2 protein-coding genes are annotated in these 1,963 nt (G+C 35.2%); both read right to left on the minus strand.

Translation table 11 applies throughout. From position 1 onward, the window contains the following. Positions 1–14: 14 nt before the first annotated feature. The gene (locus ACP45E_RS19715) at positions 15–605 is read right to left on the minus strand and encodes an HNH endonuclease signature motif containing protein (protein WP_017039156.1); all 591 of its coding nucleotides are present in this window, start codon (positions 603–605) and stop codon (positions 15–17) included. Next, entirely contained in the window at positions 598–1,842 is a 1,245-nt protein-coding gene (locus tag ACP45E_RS19720; protein ID WP_017039155.1) for an AAA family ATPase, read from the minus strand. Before ACP45E_RS19720 ends, ACP45E_RS19715 begins: the two co-directional genes overlap by 8 nt. Positions 1,843–1,963 lie beyond the last annotated feature (121 nt).

Consider the following 1,963-nt stretch of genomic DNA (forward strand, 5'->3'; position numbering starts at 1 on the left):
CTTCAAACTTGATACTAAGTCACTTCTATTTCATGTGATTTTAGAAAAAATTTAACAACATAAGAATACTCTTTATCTTTACTTGTCATCGACTTAATTTCATCAATTAGCAATTTTTGTAAGTCGGGATCCTTAACCCGATAACAGGCATTAAGACTTTTTTGTATTTCTTGGATTTTATTCATCCTCTTTTCGAGCAATTCTGGTCTATTAAGGTCTATTTGATTGATCGTAATTTCAGCTCTCTCACTACCGTTCTTCGGAAAAAGAAGAGCTCCTGCACAGAAAATAAACTCATTAGGTTTCTCTTCATATGGGTTTATAAATGGTGATAGGGAAAAGTATTTATCTGACTTCGCTCCATTACACTTAGGGCAAGCATACCCTAAGTTCTCCCATACGAACTCTAATTCTGGGAATTTGTCTTTTGCTTTAGGTTTAATGTGTTCAACATGAGCATGATCTATATGTGAAATTTTGCTTTCACAATACATGCACTTATCAAATGATGTCTTTTTTAATGACTCTTTATTTGTTGCATGTTTATAGTTCGAGTTTTCCAATGCTTTAGGATACGGACATGCGCCTCGTTCTAGTTTAATCATTTTGATGATCCAAAATACATTGAATTGTATGCGGTAACATTTTCTCTAAGCCCATTTCAGAAAGCTTAGACTTAAGGAGATGAAATGAGTTTGCATTAAGTTCACTTGATGAAAACTCTGAAATGACTGATTTTAACTGATGCTCAACCCAAACTGGCATAGTAAAAGATACACCTAACACCTCATCTAGTATCTCAGTCGCTGTTTTTGCCTCCCCAACTAGATCAAGTTCTTGAGACTCAACTTTATTATCAGCGTTATATCGAAGAACATAAACTTTTGAATGCTTTACTGAACCTACAACAAGGGGACTATGCGTAGAAACAACAAAAGAAGCAGTAGGAAACGCATCTACTAAGCTTTGGAGGATCAACCTTTGTAGCGTTGGATGTAAATGGTTTTCTATTTCATCAATTATGACTGTAAATTCACTATTTTCTTTTGAAGAAAACATGAAAATTTGCCAAGCAATATCAATTAGCGCACTCACGCCACCGGATGCTGTTTCAAGTAAAAACTCATCACTCCCACCATTACAAACAAACACGATTTCCATATTTCGTATTTCAAGCTCCTCAAAACCAAGAGTCGCTGGTAGGATTTTTTTCAAGACTGCCTGAAAACCCTCAAAATTATTAATTTGTTCCGAGTCTTTCGGCATAATAACTTTCCCATTGTTATTAACACCATACCCATTAATAGCCCAACCTATAAGAGTATTTTTCATAAGAAAGCTTGCCGATTGACCATTCTGCCCTTGATATCGTTGTTTGTTTACATTCGACACTTCATCAAAAGCATTTTGCTTATTTTTCTTAGCTGTAGGAATATTCCCTAATACTTGATACCTAAAAATAGGGCGATGAGATGGTATGTAAAAGCATGGTATATGCTGCTGACCTTGTAGAGAAATACCATACTGAGCTGCATTACTATTTTGAGGTATAATTAGACTTGCTTGTGAACCATTTTCATACTCTATTGAGCCTAAATTGGAATCGATTTTCTCTTTAGATTTAAATATACGAGATATAAATTTGACGATACCTGTAGCTTTATCTTCTTTAGGTGTTGATAATGAATTAAATTGCCATCCCGAATGCCTCGCTAGTTGGTTAAGTATCGTAGTTTTTCCACTACCATTTGCGCCCGTCAGAACTGTAACTCGATTACTGAGATCGATATCAATTTTTTCAAATTGTTGCCATTCACTAAACTTAATTTTTCTAAACTTCATAAATTTTCTCAATATTTGCTGAGTGACATAACGCCTTAATAAGTGGCTGTTACCACTGACTTTACCGAGCCTATCAGACTTCAAGCCGAGAGTGCCCAGCGTTGATAAGTCCACTTAATTA

Source organism: Vibrio genomosp. F10 str. 9ZD137, from assembly GCF_049974785.1.
Taxonomy (GTDB): domain Bacteria; phylum Pseudomonadota; class Gammaproteobacteria; order Enterobacterales; family Vibrionaceae; genus Vibrio.

Bases quoted from the DNA above. Each gene is read 5' to 3' on its own strand.
- ACP45E_RS19715 (WP_017039156.1), bottom strand. From the start codon at position 605: ATGATTAAACTAGAACGAGGCGCATGTCCGTATCCTAAAGCATTGGAA.
- ACP45E_RS19720 (WP_017039155.1), bottom strand. From the start codon at position 1,842: ATGAAGTTTAGAAAAATTAAGTTTAGTGAATGGCAACAATTTGAAAAA.